This window comes from Delftia sp. PE138, assembly GCF_018320755.1.
GTDB lineage: Bacteria > Pseudomonadota > Gammaproteobacteria > Burkholderiales > Burkholderiaceae_C > Comamonas > Comamonas tsuruhatensis.
Genome location: NZ_JABEPN010000008.1, coordinates 275556 through 293934, shown reverse-complemented (window position 1 = coordinate 293934; position 18379 = coordinate 275556). Strand labels below are relative to the sequence as shown.

Genomic DNA, 18379 nt, shown 5'->3' with positions numbered 1-18379 from the left:
CCCTTTGCTCCGGGGCCGGGCGCCTGTCTTTTGAGGAGCACCGATTCCCCGCCCAGCCATGTCCCACGAATTGCCTCCCACCATCGATCCGGCCGCCGCATTGCGCTGGCAGCAGGGCGCGCCTGCGGCCTCGCCGTGGCTGCATGAGGAGGTGGCGCGCCGCATGCAGGAGCGGCTGGACTGGATCGTCAAGCCGCCCCAGCGCTGGTGCCACTGGCAGCCCGTGCGCGGCGGCCTGCAGGCCCATGCGCTGCTGCGCCAGCGCTATGCGCAGTCCGAATGCCTGGTCTATGAAGCCTCGCCGCTGCATGAGGCCGCCGCCCGCGAGCAGCTGGGCACGCGCTGGTGGCAGCCCGCGCGCTGGACCGGGGGCGCCACGCGCTTCGGCGAGCCCGAGCCCGCCGGCGTGGACATGCTGTGGGCCAACATGGCCCTGCACCAGCAGGCCGACCCGCAGGCGCTGATCACGCGCTGGCACCAGGCGCTGTCCGTGGACGGCTATGTGATGTTCTCCTGCCTGGGGCCCGATACGCTGCGCGAGCTGCATGCCCTCTACGCCCAGCTGGGCTGGCCGCCCGCCGGCCAGGCCTTCACCGACATGCATGACTGGGGCGACATGCTGGTGCACGCAGGCTTCAGCGAGCCGGTGATGGACATGGAGCACATCACGCTGACCTTTGCCACGCCCGAGCGGCTGCTGCAAGAGCTGCGCGAGCTCGGCCGCAACTTCCATCCGCAACGCTTTGCCGCGCTGCGCGGCCGCCGCTGGCAGCAGTGCCTGCACGACGCCTTGCGCGAACGGTTGGCCGGCCCCGACGGACAGCTGGCGCTGACCTTCGAGATCGTCTACGGCCATGCCTACAAGCCGCAGCCGCGCGTGCGCCTGGAGTCCAGCAGCGCCGTGTCGCTGGAGGACATGCGCAGCATGCTGCGCCAGCCGCGCAACACGGGTTTGCGATAGCCTGAATGTCGCTTTCCAGTCATTGATCGAAAACAAAAACGTCTACACTTTTCCCGAGCTGACAGAGACAACAGCTTTTCCCTGGGCTCGCTCTCCCGGGCCGGGAAAAGACCAGCGGTCCGCAGGCCGAAAGGGGAGACGATTTGGTGTTTCGCTTTGCCACGGGAACGAGAACGGGCCGGCGCATTCAAGAGTGGCCCGCCCGCAAGTTTGATCATCACCGGCTGCAGCAGTGCCTGCTCCTCTGGGAGCGGGCACTGGTCTTTCTGTCCCTGTGTTCCCTGCTGCCCGCACTGCTGGGCCGCATGCGCTGCCTCTTTCCATCCGCTCCCGGCCCGCACGGCACACACGGCACACATGCCCTGAAGGGCCGGCGCGCGCGCATCCTCCCATCCACTTTGCTGCTGTCCCCCGAGTTCATGCGCCTGCAGGCGCAGGCGGGGATGGCGGCCCGCCCCCATCCTGGTCCCACGTCCGAGCTGCCGTTGATGCCGGCTGGCACGCTATTGGTGATTGCGCGCAGGCACATCTGCGGCGCTTTCATGCATGCTCGGACAGTTGAGGCCGGGAGTTGCCCTTTGGGCAGGCGTTGAACGGTCTGGCTGCGCGGCCCCCACGCCGGCGCAGCGGAGCGAGTGGATAACCCGAGGCTTAGATGTAAGTGAAAACTATGAAAAGCATTTCCACCAGGCTGGTTCTCTGGGGCTTGATGAGTGTGGCAGGGGCAGGCTCCCTTGCACATGCGGCGACAGATCTGCCAGGCGGCCCGGCCGTCAATCAGCTCAACCTTCATCCGGCGGTCACGCGCATCGCGCACGAGCAGCATTACCTGCACTGGATGATGCTGATCATCTGCACGGTGATCTTCATCGGCGTGTTCGCCGTGATGTTCTATTCGATCTGGAAGCACCGCAAATCGCGCGGCGCCAAGGCCGCGAACTTCCACGAATCGGCCACGGTCGAGGTGGTCTGGACCGTCGTGCCCTTCATCATCGTCGTGCTCATGGCGCTGCCGGCCACCAAGGTGCTGGTGGCGCAGAAGGACACCACCAACGCCGATGTCACGATCAAGGCCACGGGCTACCAGTGGAAATGGGGCTACGACTACATCAACGGCGAAGGCGAGGGCCTGAGCTTCATCTCCACGCTGGACAGCAGCCACCGCGTGCTGTCCGACAGCGGCGATGTGTCCAAGGCACCCAACGACTACCTGCTCAAGGTGGACAACCCGCTGGTCGTGCCCGTGGACCGCAAGGTGCGCATCATCACCACGGCCAACGACGTGATCCACTCCTTCATGGTGCCGTCCTTCGGCATCAAGCAGGATGCGATTCCGGGCTTCGTGCGCGACACCTGGTTCCGCGCCGAGAAGACCGGCGACTACTACGGCCAGTGCGCCGAGCTGTGCGGCAAGGAGCATGCCTACATGCCCATCCACGTGAAGGTGCTGTCCAATGACGGCTACAAGGCCTGGGTGGACGAGCAAAAGAAGATCGCCGCCGCCAAGAAGGACGACCCCAGCAAGGTCTGGTCCCTGCAAGACCTGATCGCACGCGGCGAGAAGGTCTATGCGGCCAACTGCGCGGCCTGCCACCAGGCCAACGGCAAGGGCGCCGGTCCCATCAAGGCGCTGGACGGCAGCCCCGTGGTCCTGGGTCCCACGGCCGAGATGATGCATGTGGTGCTGGAAGGCCGTGCCAACGGCGCCATGCCCGCCTGGAAGCAGCTGAGCGATACCGAGCTGGCCGCCGTGGTCACCTTTGCCAAGAACCACTGGTCCAACAAGACCGGCCAGCTGGTGCAGCCGGCCGAGTTCGTGGCCGCCCGCACCGGCAAGTTCCCTGCGCAGTGAGCACGCAAGACAGATGAGCGATTGGAGATAACAGCATGAGCGCCGTACTTCCCCCCATCCACAGCCCTGCGGGCGAGGGCCACGAACATGCGCATGAGCACGAGCATGGGCACGGGCATGACGACCATCACCACCACGCCACGCCCACGGGCTGGCGGCGCTGGATGTTCGCCACCAACCACAAGGACATCGGCACGCTGTACCTGCTGTTCTCGTTCACCATGCTGATGGTGGGCGGGGTGCTGGCGCTGCTGATCCGCGCCGAGCTGTTCCAGCCCGGGCTGCAGATCGTCAACCCCGAGCTGTTCAACCAGCTGACCACCATGCACGGCCTGATCATGGTGTTCGGCGCCATCATGCCGGCCTTCGTGGGCTTTGCGAACTGGATGCTGCCGCTGCAGATCGGCGCCTCCGACATGGCCTTCGCGCGCATGAACAACTTCAGCTTCTGGCTGCTGATCCCGGCCGGCCTGATGCTGGTGGGCTCGTTCTTCATGCCCGGCGGCGCACCCGCCGCAGGCTGGACGCTGTATGCGCCGCTGACGCTGCAGATGGGGCCGTCCATGGACACCTCCATCCTGGCCATGCACATCATGGGCGCCAGCTCCATCATGGGCGCCATCAACATCATCGTCACCGTGCTCAACATGCGCGCGCCCGGCATGACGCTGATGAAGATGCCCATGTTCGCCTGGACCTGGCTGATCACGGCCTACCTGCTGATCGCCGTCATGCCCGTGCTGGCCGGCGCCATCACCATGACGCTGACGGACCGCCATTTCGGCACCAGCTTCTTCAACCCCGCAGGCGGCGGCGATCCGGTGATGTACCAGCACATCTTCTGGTTCTTCGGCCACCCCGAGGTCTACATCATGATCCTGCCGGCCTTCGGCATCATCAGCCAGATCGTGCCGGCCTTCAGCCGCAAGAAGCTGTTCGGCTATGCGTCCATGGTGTATGCGACCTCGTCCATCGCCATCCTGTCCTTCATCGTGTGGGCGCACCACATGTTCACGACCGGCATGCCCGTCACGGGCCAGCTGTTCTTCATGTACGCCACCATGCTGATCTCGGTGCCCACGGCCGTGAAGATCTTCAACTGGGTGGCCACCATGTGGCGTGGCTCCATGACCTTCGAGACGCCCATGCTGTTCTCGGTGGGCTTCATCTTCGTGTTCACCATGGGCGGCTTCACGGGCCTGATCCTGTCGATGGCGCCCATCGACATCCAGCTGCAGGACACCTACTACGTGGTGGCCCACTTCCACTACGTGCTGGTGGCCGGATCGCTGTTCTCCATGTTCGCGGCCTACTACTACTGGGCGCCCAAGTGGACGGGCGTGATGTATTCGGAGACGCGCGGCCAGATCCACTTCTGGGGCTCGCTGATCTTCTTCAACATCACCTTCTTCCCCATGCACTTCCTGGGCCTGGCGGGCATGCCGCGCCGCTATGCCGACTACCCCATGCAGTTCGCCGACTTCAACATGGTGGCCTCGCTGGGCGCGCTGGGCTTTGGCCTGATGCAGGTGTATTTCTTCCTCTTCGTCGTCGTGCCCGCCATGCGCGGCAAGGGCGAGAAGGCGCCGCAAAAGCCCTGGGAGGCTGCCGAAGGCCTGGAGTGGGAAGTGCCCTCGCCGGCGCCGTTCCATACCTTCGAGACGCCGCCCAAGCTGGATGCGACGGCGACCCGCGTCATAGGCTGAAATGAACCACCGCCTGGGTCGCTTCGCGCCTTCCCCCTTCCTCGGTGCCCCTGGGGTGGGGCGCGACAGTCTCAGAGATTGCCAGTAGTCATGGAGATCAGAAAAATGGATGCACAGCAACGAAAAGCCAACGTGCGGCTGGCGCTGATCCTGGTATCGGTGGCGCTGGTCTTTCTGGCCGGCTTCGTGATCAAGATCACCGTGCTCCATTGAGCGCTTGAAGGCAACAGGAGGGCAATCCGTGAGCGTGCGCAGTGAAAACGCGAAGATGGTGGGCAAGCTGGCCGTGGTGGCGCTGGGCATGTTTGCCTTCGGCTACGTGCTGATTCCCATCTACAAGCACATCTGCGAGCTCACGGGCATCAACATCCTGTCGCTGTCCGAGCGGCAGGTGCCGGGCAACGGCACGGCCGGGCGCGATGTGAAGCTGCCGGCCAACTCGCAGGTGGACAAGAGCCGCACCATCACCGTGGAGTTCGACGCCAATGCGCGCGGGCCCTGGGACTTCAAGCCGGCGCAGCGCTCCATGCAGGTCCATCCGGGCGAGCTGGCCACGGTCATGTACGAATTCCAGAATGTGCAGAACCGCCGCATGGCGGCCCAGGCGATACCGAGCTATGCGCCACGCCAGGCGGCTGCGCATTTCAACAAGCTCGAGTGCTTCTGCTTTTCGCAGTACACGCTGGAGCCAGGGGAAAAGCGCGAGTGGCCGGTGGCCTTCGTGATCGATCCGCGCATCTCCAAGGACGTGACCACGATCACGCTGTCCTATACCTTCTTCGAGGTGGGCGGCAGGACGCCGGCCGCGCCCACGGGCGATGCGCCGGTGGCCGCAGGGCCGAAGCAGGAGCCGGCCTCATGAATGCGCCGCAACCCGGGGACAAGCGCCGCCCGCCCAGCGTGTGGCGCACGGTGCGCGCCGTGGCCTGGTCCCTGTTCGGCGTGCGCAGGGCTAGCGAGTACCAGCAGGACGGGGAGCGCATCACGCCGCTGCATGTGATTGCAGTGGGGCTGGCGGCCATCTTCCTGCTGGTGCTGGGATTGATCGCGCTGGTCAAGCTCGTGGTCTGAGCGGCGCGGCCATCGGGGACAGAGAGTGATAGACGGGAAACACAGAACCAAGAATGTCAGGAGCTGAGCAATGAGTGCAACCACCCACGGCAAAACGCCTTACTACTACGTGCCGGCAGAGTCCAGCCATCCCGTCATGGCGGCGGCGGGGCTGTTCTTCGTGATCCTGGGCGCGGGCAACTGGATCAACGGCCATGAATGGGGCATGTACAGCCTGGGCCTGGGCCTGGTCTGGTGGCTGGCCGTGCTCTTTTTCTGGTTCCGGGAGGCCGCGCATGAAAGCGAGTCGGGCAAGTACGGTCGCAAAATCGACCTGTCCTTCCGCTGGAGCATGAGCTGGTTCATCTTCTCCGAGGTGATGTTCTTCGGCGCCTTCTTCACCGCCCTGTGGTGGGCGCGCTCGCACTCGGTGCCCGCGCTGGGCAGCCTGGACAACGCCTTGCTGTGGCCCGACTTCAAGGCCGTCTGGCCCAGCATGGCAGCCGGCGCCACGGCCTCGCCGGCCAACAGTGTCGAGCCTTTCCAGACCGTGGGCCCGTTCTGGCTGCCCACCATCAACACGGCGCTGCTGCTGACTTCGGGCGTGACGCTGACCATTGCCCACCATGCGCTGCAGGCCGGCCACCGCGCCCGCACCATCGCCTTCATGTGGATGACGGTGATCCTGGGCTTCGTCTTCCTGTGCGTGCAGGGCTACGAGTACTACCACCTGTACACGGATCTGAACCTCAAGCTGTCCTCGGGCGTGTTCGGCTCGACCTTCTTCCTGCTCACGGGATTCCACGGCTTCCACGTCTTCGTGGGCATGCTGATGCTGTTCTTCATCACCATGCGCCTGCATGCCGGGCACTTCACGGCCGAACGGCATTTCGGCTTCGAGGGCGCGGCATGGTACTGGCACTTCGTGGACGTGGTGTGGCTGTTCCTCTACGTGCTGGTCTACTGGATGTAGTCTGTATCCGGCCCCATGCAAAAAGAAGCGCCAGGGCGCTTCTTTTTGTTTGTGGTGGCAGGGGGCTTGTCTATTGCCCGGCGGTCCAGCCGGTGGGATGGATGTAGCCCAGCTTGGCCGCCAGCAGCACGCACAGGAACAGCGCGATGGACAGGCCCACGCGCAGCGCCAGTGCACGGAACATGGCGCGGCTGCGGCGCCTGTCGTCGCCCGCTCCCTGCTGGTCTTCGGGATTGCGGCGCATCATGAAGAACAGGGCGCTGCCCAGACTGGCGACAATGGCCAGCAGGGCGAGAACGATCACGAATTTCATGGGTGGATTATCCGGTGCGTGTTTCCAGAATGCCAGAGCGCTGGCGGTTTGTACTGATCACCTTGGCCGCGCTGATCGGCGTGGCCGTCACGCTGTCCCTGGGCCGCTGGCAGCTGCAGCGCGCGGCCTACAAGCAGGAACTGTTCGACGCCGTGCAGCGCCAGCAGGGCCTGCCGCCGTGGAGCAACGCCCAGCTGGCAGCCGTGCAGCCCGGTGCGGTGCCGAACCCCGAAGCCGCGCCCTGGCTGCACCGTCCCGTGCAATTGCAGGGCCACTGGATTGCGGGGCAGACGCTGTACCTGGACAACCGCCAGATGCAGGGCCAGCCGGGCTTCTTCGTGCTCACGCCGCTGCGGCTGGCTGCGCCGCATGAGGACGTGGTGATCGCCGTGCAGCGCGGCTGGGTGCCGCGCAACTTCCTGGACCGCACGGCCCTGCCCGAGGTGCAGACGCCCGAAGGGCTGGTGACCGTTGAGGGGCGCATGGAGGCCACGCCGTCCCGGCTCTACGAATTCGGCCGTGCAGGGGCAGACCCTGATGGGCAAAAGTCGCGCATCCGACAGAATGTGGACATTGCCGAATGGGCCGTGGCCTCCGGGCTGCCGCTGCGCGAATGGAGCCTGCTGCAGACCGGCGAAGCCAGCGAAGGCCTGCGGCGCGACTGGCCCGTTGTGACGGCCGGTGTCGAGAAACACCATGGCTATGCGTTCCAATGGTTTGGACTTGCGGCCCTGATCACGCTTTTGTATGTCTGGTTCCAAATCGTCCGACGCTTTGTCCGCCCGCGCCATGCCCGCTCCTGAGACTCCCCTGGAGATGACTGTCCATGGCCTGCCACCCTTGCAGCCGGGCCTTGCCGGTGCGCAACGCACGCGCAGCGGCCGCTGGAAGATGCTGGCCGTGTTCGCGGTCTGCGCCGCGCCCGTGGTGGCCTCCTATTTCACCTACTACGTGCTGCGGCCTGGCCAGCAGCGCAGCTTTGGCGAGCTGATCGCGGACCAGCCAGCCTTGCCACCGGCCACGGCCACCACGCTGGACGGCGCCCCTGTACCGCTGCAGTCGCTCAAGGGCCAATGGCTGCTGCTGAGCGTGGCGGGCGGGGCTTGCGGCAGCGCCTGCGAAAGCCATCTCTATCTGCAGCGCCAGCTGCGCGAAACCCTGGGCCGCGAAAAGGACCGGCTGGACCGGGTCTGGCTCATCTCCGACGACGCACCCGTGCCCGCCCACCTGCGCCCCGCGCTGGCCCAGGCCACGGTGCTGCGCGTGCCCGAGGCCGTGCTGCGCGGCTGGCTGCAGCCTGCGCCCGGCCATGCGCTGCAGGACCACCTGTACGTGGTGGACCCGCAGGGTCACTGGATGATGCGCATGCCCGCCGGGCTGGGCATGGCCGACGCCGGCAAGGCCAAGCGCGACCTGGACCGGCTGCTGCGAGCATCGGCCTCGTGGGACACGGCGGGACGCCCCGGCGACGGCGACTGAGGCCTGCGCCAAGGAACCGAGCCGGCAGCCAGGCCGTCTCATGGAGGCAGGCAGGCCCCGCAGCGCCGGGGTCTTGCGGTTATGGGTTATGGTTTGCGGCTGTGCGAAAGCGCCTTCAGCAGACGCTTTCGCCTTTTCCCTTTCCAGCCCGGGCGGCGCGCAGGCTTTGCGGCCACGCAGCCTGCGGCAACTACCTTGTTGAGGAAGCATGAACAAACGGACAGCGCTGCGCTTTCTGGGCGTGACCGCCATGGCATGGGGCGCCCTGGCGCTGAGCGGATGCTCGCGCGAGGCCAAGACCAGTTTCCAGGGCGTCGATGTCACGGGCGCCGAATACGCCAAGGACATTCCCCTGCGCGATGTGGACGGCAAGCAGCGCAGCATCAAGGACTTTGCGGGCAAGGTCGTCGTGGTCTTCTTCGGCTACACGCAATGCCCCGACGTCTGCCCCACCACGCTGCAGGAGCTGGTCGAGGTCAAGCAGCAGCTGGGCGCCGATGGCGACAGGCTGCAGGGCGTCTTCGTCACCCTGGACCCCGAGCGCGACACGCCCGAGGTGCTCAAGGCCTACCTGGGCAACTTCGACCCCGGCTTCGTCGGCCTGCACGGCACGCCCGAGGAGACGGCGGCCGTGGCCAAGGATTTCAAGCTCTTCTACAAGAAGGTGCCCGGCAAGACCGAAGGCACCTACACGCTGGACCATTCGGCCGGCAGCTATGTCTACGACACGGCCGGCCGCCTGCGCGTGTACGAGCGCTACGGCGGCGGCCCGCAGGTGCTGGGCGCCGACGTCAAGGCCCTGCTGCAGGAAAAGCGTTCCTGATCCTGCGCGCGCCGCAGCCAGTGTGACCGCCGTCACATTGGCTGCGTTTAGGCGCGATGCGGCACACCATCCCTGATGTGCATCGCCGCAGGACTGCTTAGAGTGGGCCCCGCCTGGAGCGTCATGCCGACGCCCCGCCCATCTCCAAGAGACCTGATCCATGCGGCGAAACGTGTACGTCACCCAGCGTGAGTACCCTTTGAACGAAGGAGAGACGCTTCTTTCCGTCACCGACCTGAAGGGGCGCATCGTCTATGCCAACGATGCCTTCATCCGCGTCAGCGGCTTCGAGGCCGCCGAGCTCTACGGCAAGGCCCACAGCATCGTGCGCCATCCGGACATGCCGGCCGCCGCCTTTGCCGACATGTGGACCACCATCCAGCGAGGGCTGCCCTGGAGCGCCCTGGTCAAGAACCGGCGCAAGAACGGCGACCACTACTGGGTGCGCGCCAACGCCAGTCCCATACGCCATGCGGGCACCGTGGTCGGCTACCTGTCCGTGCGCACCCGGCCGCAGCCGTGCGAGGTGCAGCAGCATGCGGCGCTCTATGAACAGATCAATGCCGGCGTGCGCTCGCTGGGCCTGCACCGGGGCTTCCCAGTGGGGCGTGGCGCCGCGGGCGCGCTGCAGCGCTGGTGGCGCTTCAGGCCGCTGGCCTGGCGGGCGCAGGCCATGGTGGCGGGACTGTGGCTGCTGGGATCGGCCGGGCTGTGGTTGCCGTCGCTGCAGGCCTGGGCCTCGGCTTTGCCCCTGTCCCTGACGCTGGCCGAGATCTGGCCCGCCTGGCTGATCTGGAGCCTGGCTTGCGTGGCGGCCGGGCAGTGGCTGCGCACCAGGCTGCTCATGCCCCTGGCTGCCCTGCGCGGACAGGCCCAGGCCGTGGCCAGCGGGCAGCAGACGGGGGAACTGTTCACGCAGCGCACGGACGAGATCGGCGCCATCGGCGGCGCCGTGCGGCAGACCGGACTCAACCTGGTCTCCCTGGTGGACGACATCCAGGGCAAGAGCGACCAGGTGCGCCGCTGCGCGCTGGCCGTGCAGCAGGGCAGCACCGAACTGAGCGACCGCACCGAGGCTGCCGCCGCCAGCCTGGAGCAATCGGCCCAGGCCATGCAGGCCCTGGCCTGCGCCATAGAGCGCAGCAGCGCCCAGGCCGGCGAGGCCGCCCGCCGCGCGCGGCATGGCGTGGACATGGCCGGGCAGAGCAGCCGCATGGTCGCGCAACTGGACCAGGGCATGCGCGGCGTGGCCCGGACCAGCGACCAGGTCGGGGAGATCAGCTCGCTCATCGACGGCATTGCCTTTCAGACCAATCTGCTGGCGCTCAACGCCGCCGTGGAGGCCGCGCGCGCCGGCGAGCACGGCAAGGGCTTTGCCGTGGTGGCCGACGAGGTGCGCGGCCTGTCCCAGCGCAGCGCCCACGCTGCGCGCCAGATCAAGGCATTGATCGAGGCATCGCAGCAGCAGGTGGCGCAAAGCTGCGCCATGGCGCGCGAAATGGGCGAGGCCATGCTCGCCGTGCAGGCCGACATGCGCGAGCAGCTGCTGCTGGCCGAAGGCATGCAGGCCGCCAGCCAGGCCCAGGCCGGTGGCGTGCAACAGGTACAGGCCGCCGTGCAGCAGCTCGAACAGATGACCCAGCACAACGCCACGCTGGCGCGCGACACCATCGCGCACGCGCAGCAGCTGGCCGGGCAGGCTCAGGCGCTGGAGGCTGCGGCATCGGTCTTCCACGGCAAGGGGCCGTCCGCATGATGGCGTCGGCCTGGAGCGCGCAAGCCGGCCATCTGATCGGGCCGTGCGAGGCGCTGGATGAGGAGCTCAAGCGCGTGGCCATGGAGGCCGCGCCCGACGGCATCGTGCTCGTGGATCGCAAGGGCCGCATCCTGCTGGCCAATCCCGCCATGCAGGCCATGAGCGGTTATGGCGCCTCCGAGCTGCTGGGCCGTCCGCTGCAGATGCTGCTGCCGCCCGAGGCGCATGCGGCCCATGGGCCGCAGCTGCAGTCCTACTTCGCCCAGCCCGCGCGCCGGCCCATGGGGCAGGGGCGGGACCTGTGGCTGCTGCGCAAGGACGGCAAGCGCCTGTCCGTGGACATCGCCCTGGGCCATTCCCCGCACGGCGGGGGCGTGGCCGTGGCCTTTGTGCGCGACCTGTCGCAGCTGCGCCAGATGGAGGCCTGCATGCACTACCACGCCACGCACGACACGCTCACCGGCCTGCTCAACCGCTGGCAGTTCGGGTTGCAGCTGGAGCAGGCGATCTCGCAGGCGCAGGTGCAAGTGGGTTCGGGCTCGGGTTCGGGCTCGGGCACCGGGCCCGCGTCCTTTGCGCTGCTGCTGCTGGACCTCGACAACTTCAAGGCCATCAACGACGGATATGGCCACGACGTGGGCGACCAGGTGCTCAAGGAAGTGGCGCGCCGCCTGCAGGCCGCGCTGGGCACTTCGGCCACGCTGGCGCGCATGGGCGGTGACGAGTTCACCGCCGTGCTGCATCCCTGCAACGGGCCGGACCTGCGCCGGCGCGTCGACGCGCTGCTGGGCGAGCTGTGCCGGCCCTGCGCCATCGGCCACTACGCGCTGAACTTCGGCGCCAGCGTGGGCGTGGCCTTCTACCCGCAGGACGCGGGCGATGCGGCCACCCTCATGCGCTATGCCGACATGGCCATGTACGACGCCAAGCAGCGCGGCCGTGCCTCCTACGCCTGCTATGCCAGCGCCATGGGCGAGGCCATGGCCGAGAAAGTGCTGCTGCACGAACGCCTCAAGCGCGCCCTGGACCGGGGTCTGCTGAGCCTGCATTTCCAGCCCCAGGTGCAGGTGCTGGGCGGCCAGGTCCAGGGCGTGGAGGCCCTGCTGCGCTGGAACGACGAGCAGATGGGCTGGGTCTCGCCGGAGCGCTTCGTGCCCGTGGCCGAGTCCACGGGCCTGATCCTCGCGCTGGGCGAATGGGTGATCGATGCGGCCTGCCGCCAGGCCGGCGACTGGCTGCGCGCAGGCATGCCGCTGCGCGTGGCGGTCAACCTCTCGGCCCAGCAACTGCGCCAGGCCGACCTGCAGCAGCGCCTCATGGGCAGCCTGGCCCGGCATGGCGTGCCGCCGCACCTGCTGGAGCTGGAAGTCACCGAGTCCGCCGCCATGACCGACCCGCAGCAGGCGCGCGAACTGCTGGGCAGCCTGCTTGCCGCAGGCGTCTGCGTGGTGCTGGACGATTTCGGCACCGGCTACTCCTCGCTGGCCCACCTGCGCGATCTGCCCGTCTCGCGCGTGAAGATAGACCGCACCTTCATCGGCCCCATGCTCGACAGCCCGGCCGACGCCAAGATCGTCAAGGCCGTGATCGCGCTGGCCCGCACCCTGGGCCTGCAGGTGGTTGCCGAAGGCGTGGAAACCGCCGAGCAGCTGCGCCTGCTGCGCATCCTGGACTGCGACGCCTACCAGGGCTGGCTCTTCGCCCGCGCCATGCCGGCGGAGCAGATTCCCGCGCTGATTCACAAGCCCGTGGCGACCTTGCTGGCGCAGCAGGAGGAATAGGCGCTTGAGCATCAAACTGCGGACTGTTGCGATGGGAAGGGAGCGATGGTGAGCAGGGACGGCGGTTCTGCCAAACCTGGCGCTTGATGTTGCAACAGGTCGGCAAGCCTACCGGTCCGCCCGATCAACCGCCACGCCTCTCGCACCCCACCTCCTTCACCCCACCTCCCTCACCCCACCCCCACTGATCCTCGACAACACCGCAGGCTGCAGCACGCAATGCCATCGATCCGGCCGCTCCAGCGCGCCCAGTTGCACCAGGCGCACAAGGCTGCGCGCAATGGTTTCGCGCGTGGTGGCCAGCAGGGCGGCCAGTGCGCCCTGGCTGGGCAGGCGCACGAGCAGGCTTGACTGCAGCGCGGCCAGTTGCATCAGGGTGGCGGCCAGCTGGCGCAGCACGCCGGGGATGCGGACGATGTGGGCCCATTCCGCCAGCAGGGCGTTGTTGCAGGTGTAGCTGGTGGCCAGCGCGCGCACGAAGGCGGCATCGACCAGGCCGCGGCGCGTGATGGTGGCGATGTCCACGCAGCAGATGCGCCCCGGACCCAGGGCCTCGAAGTGCATGGCCGAGGGCTGCTGCAGCCAGCCCGGGCTGCCCAGCGCGTGGCCGTTGCCGAACAGCGCCACGGGCCGCTGCACGCCGTCGCCGCCACGGCGGATAGCCAGGACGAAACCGAGCTTGATCACCTGGAATTCATGGGCAACGCAGCCTTGCGCCTGGAGCTTCTGGCCCTTGGCCAGGCCGCGTTCGCGGATGTGCGGCAGCCATTGCAGGAAGGCGGGTTCGGGCAGTTGCCCCAGCAGGCAGTGCGACGAACGCATGCATTCGCTGCAGCGTACGGCTGAAGGCGCAAAGGACGACGATGGCATGGCACGGACGGTTCGAAGGCGCCGCAAGCCAGGGCAGGAGGCGCCCCGGCGCTGGCAGGGACCCGGGCGTGCGGCCAGGGCGAAGCCGTGCAGGCTAGCGGGCCCTGCGGCTGAATGCAACGTGATGTAACCGTTTTCGCGCCAGATGGCATCAATCCGCCGCTGTTCCTTGACCTGGGTCAGACGGCTGCCGTGCTGCTGGCATGGTCGGCACCGCTGGCCGTTTCGCTGCCGTGGGCGCGGGCGGCTTCGCGCATGCGTGCCAGCTCGCGTGCGGGCAGGGGGATGTCGCCGCTGGCGACCTTCATCAGCAGGCAGTGCAGCATTTCGGTGGACAGTCCGTGCAGCACCAGGCGGTGGCCGGCGCGCAGGGTGGACAGGGGCACCAGCGGGTGCTTGTTGTTGAGCATGACCAGGTGCTCGGGCGAGGCGAGGATCTTGGCCGCATAGATGGCCACGGTCTCGTCCAGCTGCAGCGAGTTGCTGGCGCGCCAGAAGTCGTTGTCGGTCAGCAGCAGCTGGTAGACGGGCGTGTAGACCTCGATGGCGCTTTGCAGGTCCAGCAGGTTCAGGCGCCCGCGCGGCATGTCCTCAAGGCGCAGGGGCGGGTTGCGCAGCATGGAGAAGTCGGGCTCGGCCACCGGCTGCAGTTCCTGGCCTGCGGCGCGCAGCGCGTTGTTCAGGCGGATGACGAAGTTGAACAGGTTCAGGTCGTGCCTGAGGAACAGGTCGTCCTTGATGTCGTCGATGTTGTCCGGCTCCAGCGGTGTGGTGGACACGGGCGTGGGCGCATTGGCCGCGACAAAGGCCAGGATCTGCGAGCCCAGGTGGAAGTGGCGCAGGATGAGCCAGTTGGCCTCGGGCGAGACGAAGCGGTTCATGCTGAAGGCCAGCAGCCGGTGCAGCAGCCTGGAGTGGGCCCAGTTGCGCGGCAGCAGCACCTTGAGGATCTGGATAAGGACGATGCTGGTGCGCGCCAGCGGCCGCAGAAAGGGCAGCAGGTACTGGCGCGAGCCGCTGCTGCAGTCGCGCAGCCAGGCGGCCTTGACGTCGTCGGGCAGCGGCGTGCTCTGGTCCAGGTACAGGGCACGCCAGGGGCTGGGGTCGCGCTCGTCGTGGGGCTGGTCGATGAAGTCTGGCGGTGGCATCAGTTCTCCTCGGTCAGGACATGCTCGAACTGCATCAGGTACAGCGCCGCCGTGTGGCGCGCGGTGCGCACGATGGCCTGCGCCGCCGTGCCCCCGCTGCCGTCTGTGTCGTCTGTGTCGTCCAGCGCCATCACCATCTGCACGGCCATGAGCCAGCGCTCCAGGTGGTGTTCGTCGTTGGCGCCGTGGTATTCCAGGAAGCGGAAGGCATCGGGCGGCAGCGGCAGGCTGGCGCGCAGCAGCGGCAGCAGGCTGGGCACGATGCGCTGGCCCGTGCCTTCGATGATGTAGATGGCGCCCAGCAGGCCGATCGGATTGGGCGTGGCGGCCAGGCCGTGCAGATAGGCGTTGAGCGCCTCGCCGCCGGGGTTGCGGCGCAGGCGGGTGAGGTCGGTCTCGGTGCCACCGGCCTTGAGGTAGTCCTCGTGCAGGATGCGGAAGTCGTTCTGCTCCTCGCCCGCATGCACGTCGATCAGCGCGGCCAGCGCCGCATGTTCGCCGGTGAGCGAGGCCGCGCCCTCGCGCATCCACAGGCTGCCCTCTCGCACCTGGGGAACCCAGTGGCTCATCCAGCGCACGTAGTCCGCCGTCTGCAGCCTGCCTGTGCGTATGCGCTGCAGCAGCGGCGTGCGCCACACGCGCGAGCGGTAGTCCTGCCAGAGGCTGGCCAGTTCGGTCAGCAGCGGCGCGAGCGTGGCCGGGGCCTGGTTCGGGTCGTGGGGCGGGGCGATGGTGGAGACATCGGGCAGCAGGTCCGGGGCAGCGGGAGCTTCGGCGGTGGCACTGCGTGCTGCGGCGGTGGCCGGGGTGGCGGTGGGAGCCTGGGCCGCATCCTCCACTTCCAGCAGCATGTAGCCGGCCGTGAAGCGGCCCGATTCGGGAATGAAGCACAGCACGGTGTCGCCGTGCTTCAGGCGCGCCGATTGCGTGCGCAGGAATTCGGCCAGCATCACGAAGATGGAAGCCGCGCCCGTGTTGCCGCGCCAGGCCAGGTTGCTCCACCAGCGCTCGCGCGGGATGCCGAGCTGGGCCTTTCCCAGCAGCTCGTCCACCACGGGGATGAAGCGCTCCGACGAGTAGTGGCACAGGAAGTGGTCTATGCCGCGCCCGGGCACCCAGCCCGTGTGCGCCAGGTGGGCGTATTCGTGGATGCAGACATCGAACAGGTGCGGCAGCAGGCGGATGTCCTGGCGCAGCGACAGCGCGCCTGCGGCCTCGGCATCGCCCCAGGCGGCAAAGTCCAGGTGGCTGGTGGCGCGGTCGGGCGTCAGGCCCAGCTGCATGCAGACCGGGTAGTCGCCCGCAAAGCTGCGCAGGTGCGTCCAGCGCAGCTTCAGGCGCAGGCCGGGCGCGTCGGGCAGGGCCTGCGGGCCGCCCAGCAGCACGGCGCCTGCGCCATCGGACAGCATCCAGCGCAGGAAGTGGGCGTCGAAATCCGTGTTGTATCCCTGTGCCGCGAAGCGCGAGCGCTTGAACAGGCGCGAGGGCATTTCGCTGGCCACGGCCAGGGCCAGCGAGTCGGGCGCGCGGTCCACGGCCTGGGCCGCTGCCTGCAGCGCGCCCACGCTGGCGGCGCAGACGCCGTGCACGGACAGGGTCTCCATGGGCGGCGCGGCCATCTCGCCCTGGATCATGCTGGCAAAGCCGGGCATGAGCGCATCGCCGCCCGAGGAACCGCTGGCCAGGAAGCCCACATCGCCCAGCGCGCGCCCGGCCTGCGCCAGGCAGTCCTGGATGGCCTGGGCGGCCATGGCCGTGTTGCTGTGGACGGTGCGGCCTTCGGGGTCGATGGCGTAGTAGCGCTGGACAATGCCGTTCTCGGCCAGGATGCGGCGCTTGAGGCGCTCGGACAGGCGGTTGAGCGGCGCCACGTAGGCATCCATGCCTGCGTTGTCCACGGGTTCACCGGGCAGGAACATGCCTGCGGCATGCAGATAGACGTTGGAATAGGCGACGGGCATGGGTTCAGGGTCGTATCAGTCGTATGTTCCGGGAGGCATTTGCGCACGCGTGCGCGCCGACGGCCAGACCGTGCCGAGCACGAAGACGCGGGCCATGTAGGGTAGCAGTCCGCCTTCGTTGAGCGCGGGGGCCACGCGCTGGCGATAGTGCAGGTCGTGCAGGCGCGTGAGCTCGGACCAGTGGGCCTGGGGCTGCTCGTGGTGGGCCGTGTGCAGGCCGATGTTGAACAGCAGCGGATTGACCCAGCCCTCGAAGTTGCGCGCGTAGTTCAGTGGCGTGGCGCTGTCCAGCCGCTGGCCGCGCGTCAGTGGCCGGCCATCGGCATGGGCGTGCTGCAGGTAGTTGGTGGCCAGCAGCCAGTGCAGGCCATGCAGCTGGGGAACGATCACCAGCAGCAAGGCCTTTTGCCAATCCAGCGACAGCAGCAGTGCCCAGCTGCCCAGCCACAGCAGGTACTGGCCCATGCAGTAGCGAAAGGCGCCGGGCCAATGCCGCCGCAGCTGGCCCAGCCAGCGCAGGAACAGCGGGTACAGCACCCAGCCGGCCTGCAGCGGGTGCAGGAGGTAGCCCAGCAGATGGTTGTGGTCGCCGCCGAAGCGGTAGGTGCGTGCCATGTCGCGCGGGCCGTGGCGGTAGCGGTGGTGGTTGGCCACATGGGCGGGCCAGAACACAAAGGTCGGGTGGCCTTGCAGCAGGGTCAGCCAGTAGTCGGTGAAGCGGTTGGCCCAGCGCCCGCGCCACATGCGCAAATGCGTGTGGTTGTGGTGGATGACGCCCACGCCCAGCGTGAGGAACAGCTCGATTCCGTAGAGCCACAGGTTCCAGCCATGCTGCCACTGCCACCACACGATCAGCGGCAGCGCCACCAGATAGGCCAGCGACTGCAGGTCGCGCCCGTGGCGCAGCCGGGGCAGCCGTGGCTGGACGTGGCGAGCAGGCGGCCGGCTCATTCCGTCCTGGGCCGGGCCGTGGCGGGCAGGGCCACGCGCGTGCGCATCAGCCGGTCCATGAAGGCCAGCGCAAAGCCATAGTTGCCGTTGGGCCGGGCATGGTGCAGGTGGTGGCGCCGGCTGGCGGCCAGCGCATGCGTGTCGGACACTCCGGGAAAGAAGTCGTAGTTGGAGTGGCCTATGACGTTCAGCAGCAGGCTGAGCACCGGCACCGAGGCCAGCGACCAGAAACTGAAGTCGTGCACCACCATGGGCAGCAGGATGACGTTGCCCAGCATCAGCGCCTCGATGGGATGGAAGCTGTAGGTGGACCACGGCGTGGTGACGATGGAGCGGTGGTGGTCGCCATGAAAGCGCCCCAGCAGCCGCGTGTGCAGCAGGCGGTGGTTGATCCAGAAATGCACATCGTTCCAGATCAGCAGCACCACGACTTCGATGGCAATGCGCCATGGGCCTGCATCGGGCTCCAGCCGCGCCCACCCCAATTGCAGAAGGCCCCAGGGCACGATCATGCCGATGCCGAAGATCAGCACCGAATGCAGCGACTGGCGCCATTCGCGCTGCAACTGGTCGGGCTTGAGCGGGCGCGTGTCCAGCACGCGGCCCACGCCGCGCCGCTCCAGCCAGCGCGTGAGCGCCGACATGCCCCAGCCACCGGCCAGGTAGAGCACGCCAAAGAAGGCCAGACCCCAGGCCATGACCTGCCAGGCATTGAGTTCGGCAAAGGCTTGGGCTGCGGTCATGGGGGTGTCAAA

18 protein-coding genes are annotated in these 18379 nt (G+C 67.6%); 12 read left to right on the top strand and 6 right to left on the bottom strand.

The window, feature by feature from the left end:
• The first annotated feature begins 58 nt into the window (after positions 1–58).
• From HFGMBDPB_RS24565 to HFGMBDPB_RS24535, 7 genes are all read left to right on the top strand, one after another.
• Complete coding sequence (locus HFGMBDPB_RS24565) at positions 59–961, top strand: class I SAM-dependent methyltransferase (RefSeq protein WP_212646475.1); 903 nt, start codon at positions 59–61, stop codon at positions 959–961.
• A gap of 670 nt (positions 962–1631) precedes the next feature.
• Positions 1632–2813 carry a cytochrome c oxidase subunit II gene (gene coxB, locus HFGMBDPB_RS24560; protein ID WP_016450139.1) on the top strand — a complete coding sequence of 394 codons (1182 nt, stop codon included), beginning with the start codon at positions 1632–1634 and terminating at the stop codon, positions 2811–2813.
• A gap of 35 nt (positions 2814–2848) precedes the next feature.
• Positions 2849–4519, top strand: a complete 1671-nt coding sequence (gene ctaD, locus HFGMBDPB_RS24555; RefSeq protein WP_016450140.1) for a cytochrome c oxidase subunit I — start codon at positions 2849–2851, stop codon at positions 4517–4519.
• Between the two features lie 105 nt (positions 4520–4624).
• Complete coding sequence (locus HFGMBDPB_RS24550; protein ID WP_016450141.1) at positions 4625–4732, top strand: cytochrome oxidase small assembly protein; 108 nt, start codon at positions 4625–4627, stop codon at positions 4730–4732.
• A gap of 28 nt (positions 4733–4760) precedes the next feature.
• A complete protein-coding gene (locus tag HFGMBDPB_RS24545) occupies positions 4761–5381 on the top strand; it encodes a cytochrome c oxidase assembly protein (RefSeq protein ID WP_016453742.1) in 621 nt (206 codons plus the stop codon).
• Entirely contained in the window at positions 5378–5590 is a 213-nt protein-coding gene (locus tag HFGMBDPB_RS24540; RefSeq protein WP_016450143.1) for a DUF2970 domain-containing protein, read from the top strand. The genes HFGMBDPB_RS24545 and HFGMBDPB_RS24540 overlap by 4 nt, the downstream gene beginning before the upstream one ends.
• Positions 5591–5660: 70 nt before the next feature.
• Complete coding sequence (locus tag HFGMBDPB_RS24535) at positions 5661–6542, top strand: cytochrome c oxidase subunit 3 (protein WP_016450144.1); 882 nt, start codon at positions 5661–5663, stop codon at positions 6540–6542.
• Positions 6543–6612: 70 nt separating this feature from the next.
• On the opposite strand, the gene HFGMBDPB_RS24530 is transcribed toward HFGMBDPB_RS24535, so the two are convergent.
• Positions 6613–6855: a twin transmembrane helix small protein gene (locus HFGMBDPB_RS24530; RefSeq protein ID WP_016450145.1), complete on the bottom strand. Its 243-nt coding sequence runs from the start codon at positions 6853–6855 to the stop codon at positions 6613–6615.
• Between the two features lie 29 nt (positions 6856–6884).
• On the opposite strand from HFGMBDPB_RS24530, the gene HFGMBDPB_RS24525 reads away from it, so the two are divergent.
• From HFGMBDPB_RS24525 to HFGMBDPB_RS24505, 5 genes are all read left to right on the top strand, one after another.
• Positions 6885–7658 (top strand): SURF1 family protein, encoded by a 774-nt coding sequence (locus HFGMBDPB_RS24525; RefSeq protein WP_212646486.1) that lies wholly within the window; start codon positions 6885–6887, stop codon positions 7656–7658.
• On the top strand, positions 7603–8334 hold the full coding sequence (locus HFGMBDPB_RS24520; RefSeq protein WP_502757480.1) for an SCO family protein: 732 nt from the start codon (positions 7603–7605) through the stop codon (positions 8332–8334). The genes HFGMBDPB_RS24525 and HFGMBDPB_RS24520 overlap by 56 nt, the downstream gene beginning before the upstream one ends.
• A 208-nt stretch (positions 8335–8542) precedes the next feature.
• Complete coding sequence (locus HFGMBDPB_RS24515; protein WP_016453745.1) at positions 8543–9157, top strand: SCO family protein; 615 nt, start codon at positions 8543–8545, stop codon at positions 9155–9157.
• Positions 9158–9317: 160 nt separating this feature from the next.
• On the top strand, positions 9318–10913 hold the full coding sequence (locus HFGMBDPB_RS24510) for a methyl-accepting chemotaxis protein (RefSeq protein WP_043791256.1): 1596 nt from the start codon (positions 9318–9320) through the stop codon (positions 10911–10913).
• Complete coding sequence (locus HFGMBDPB_RS24505; protein WP_212646474.1) at positions 10910–12694, top strand: putative bifunctional diguanylate cyclase/phosphodiesterase; 1785 nt, start codon at positions 10910–10912, stop codon at positions 12692–12694. Before HFGMBDPB_RS24510 ends, HFGMBDPB_RS24505 begins: the two co-directional genes overlap by 4 nt.
• Positions 12695–12850: 156 nt before the next feature.
• Here the strand turns inward: HFGMBDPB_RS24505 and HFGMBDPB_RS24500 are convergent, their stop codons facing one another.
• The 5 genes from HFGMBDPB_RS24500 to HFGMBDPB_RS24480 all read right to left on the bottom strand — a co-directional run bounded on the left by HFGMBDPB_RS24500 (position 12851) and on the right by HFGMBDPB_RS24480 (position 18367).
• Positions 12851–13516 carry a Crp/Fnr family transcriptional regulator gene (locus HFGMBDPB_RS24500; RefSeq protein ID WP_016450151.1) on the bottom strand — a complete coding sequence of 222 codons (666 nt, stop codon included), beginning with the start codon at positions 13514–13516 and terminating at the stop codon, positions 12851–12853.
• 227 nt (positions 13517–13743) lie between these two features.
• The gene (locus tag HFGMBDPB_RS24495; protein ID WP_212646473.1) at positions 13744–14712 is read right to left on the bottom strand and encodes a DUF6999 family protein; all 969 of its coding nucleotides are present in this window, start codon (positions 14710–14712) and stop codon (positions 13744–13746) included.
• Positions 14712–16673, bottom strand: a complete 1962-nt coding sequence (locus HFGMBDPB_RS24490) for a 3-oxoacyl-[acyl-carrier-protein] synthase III C-terminal domain-containing protein (RefSeq protein ID WP_212646472.1) — start codon at positions 16671–16673, stop codon at positions 14712–14714. Before HFGMBDPB_RS24490 ends, HFGMBDPB_RS24495 begins: the two co-directional genes overlap by 1 nt.
• 15 nt (positions 16674–16688) lie before the next feature.
• Entirely contained in the window at positions 16689–17624 is a 936-nt protein-coding gene (locus HFGMBDPB_RS24485) for a fatty acid desaturase (protein ID WP_212646471.1), read from the bottom strand.
• A complete protein-coding gene (locus tag HFGMBDPB_RS24480; RefSeq protein ID WP_046241516.1) occupies positions 17621–18367 on the bottom strand; it encodes a sterol desaturase family protein in 747 nt (248 codons plus the stop codon). The genes HFGMBDPB_RS24485 and HFGMBDPB_RS24480 overlap by 4 nt, the downstream gene beginning before the upstream one ends.
• Positions 18368–18379: the final 12 nt, after the last annotated feature.